Annotated in this window: 1 protein-coding gene; it reads left to right on the top strand. The window is 65.5% G+C overall.

Annotated elements, in window-relative coordinates; all coding sequences use genetic code 11:
* A partial coding sequence (locus ACH6CX_RS18445; protein ID WP_396676204.1) for a hypothetical protein occupies window positions 1-1,864 on the top strand: 1,864 nt, incomplete at both ends.

The following is a 1,864-nucleotide window of genomic DNA, read 5'->3' as shown; positions in this document are numbered from 1 at the left end:
TCGACAGCGTCAACCGCGAGGTGGCGCAGCTGAGCGCCGAGGGCTACCTGACCGAAACGGTGTACGACGACGTCGGCAACGTGAAGAGCGTGACCCTGTACAACGAGCGCGCCAGCGTGATCGATGGTGTACCGCAGGCGCAGGCCGGCGACACCGGCCGCACCACCAGTTACGACTACGACGCGATCAACCAGGTCGTGAGCGAGACCAGCGCGCTGGACGTGGTGACCGCGTACACATACGACGAGCGCGGCAACCGCACGGCGGTGATCGAGGCGCAGGGCACGGCGGACGAGCGCAGCACCCTGTACACCTACGACCAGGCCAACCGGGTAACGGACATCACCGACGCCGAGGGCGTGGTGACGCACTACGAGCTGGATGCCAACGGTAATGTCACTAAGGAAAACGTCGACTACGATCCGCTCGGTTTTGTCGATCCATTCACGGGCGAGAGCACGAGCGAGGGCCGTGTCACCGTCAACGAGTACGACAAGAATAACCGCCTGATCAAAACCACCGATCCCCTGGGTGTCTACAGCACGTTCGAATACGATGCCAACGGCAACCTCAAGAGCCAGGTGATTGCTGCCGGGATCCTCACCGAAACGCAGGACCCGAACTGGGATCCCCTTACTGGCATCGGTGATGGCACCATCATTGTCGATCAGCCCCTTGATGAGGCGCGCACCGAGTCCTTCGAGTACGACCGCAACAACCGCCAGGTTGCCCAGGTCAACGGCGAGGGCGAGCGCACCGAGTTCACCTACGACGGTGCCGGCAACCGCACCGCTGTGATCGTCGCGCCGGGCCTGCCGGAACAGCAGTCCACCAGCTACGAGTACGACCTGGACAACCGCCAGGTGGCCCTGGTCGACGGCGAAGGCATGCGCGTGGAGTATGTCCTCGACGGCGCCGGCAACAAGCGCGAGACCATCCAGGCCGTGGGTGTCGCGGGCCTGGAGCGCCACACCTATTACGACTACGACCTGGACAACCGCATCACCCAGGTGCAGGACCCGATGGGTGGCGTCACCCAGTACGAGTACGATGTGCTGGGCAACCAGACCCGCATCATCGACGCCAACGGCGGCGAGCAGCTCAACACCTTCGACAAGCTGGGCCGCATGCTCACCAGCCTGTCCCCGGCGGGCACGCTGACCGTCAACACCTACGACCAGCGCGGCAACGTCCTCACCGCCACGCAGAGCTTCGCCGATGGCAGCGACGCGCGCACCACCACCTACGCCTACGACCTGCTGGACCGCCAGGTGGCCATCACCGATGGCGAGGGCTTCACCACCAGCATCGACTACGACGCCTTCGGCAACCAGACCCTGGTCACCGTCGGCCAGTACCTGGTGGACCCGGCCGCGGCGGGGTACGACGCGGACAAGGCCGCCCGTGCCCACGTGCAGACCAACGGCTTCACCTACGACGCCGCCGACCGCATGCTGACCATGACCGACGGCGAGGGCAATGTCACCGCCTATGCCTACGACGCGGTGGGCAACCGCACCAGCATGACCGAGGCCGCCAACAGCCTCGACGGCACCGCGCCGCGCACCACCGAGTACTTCTACGACAAGGCCAACCGCCAGGTGCGGGTGGAGAACCCCGCGGGCGGCGTGACCGAGAACGTCTACGACGAGGCCGGTAACAAGCAGCTCGAGCGCGTGCTGCAGAGCAGCATCGGCGGCGTCGAGGTGTGGACCGAGACCGGGTACGAGTACGACACCAACGGCCGCATGACGGCCATGATCGACGACTACGATACCCGTACCGAGTACCACCTCGATGCCATGGGCAACCAGGTGGAGATCCGCTACGCCGCCGGCACCGCCGAGCAGCGCAGCGTGTGGAT

The organism is Microbulbifer sp. JSM ZJ756, from assembly GCF_044383805.1.
GTDB classification, from domain to species: domain Bacteria; phylum Pseudomonadota; class Gammaproteobacteria; order Pseudomonadales; family Cellvibrionaceae; genus Microbulbifer; species Microbulbifer zhoushanensis.
This window is presented reverse-complemented; position numbering and strand designations above follow the sequence as displayed.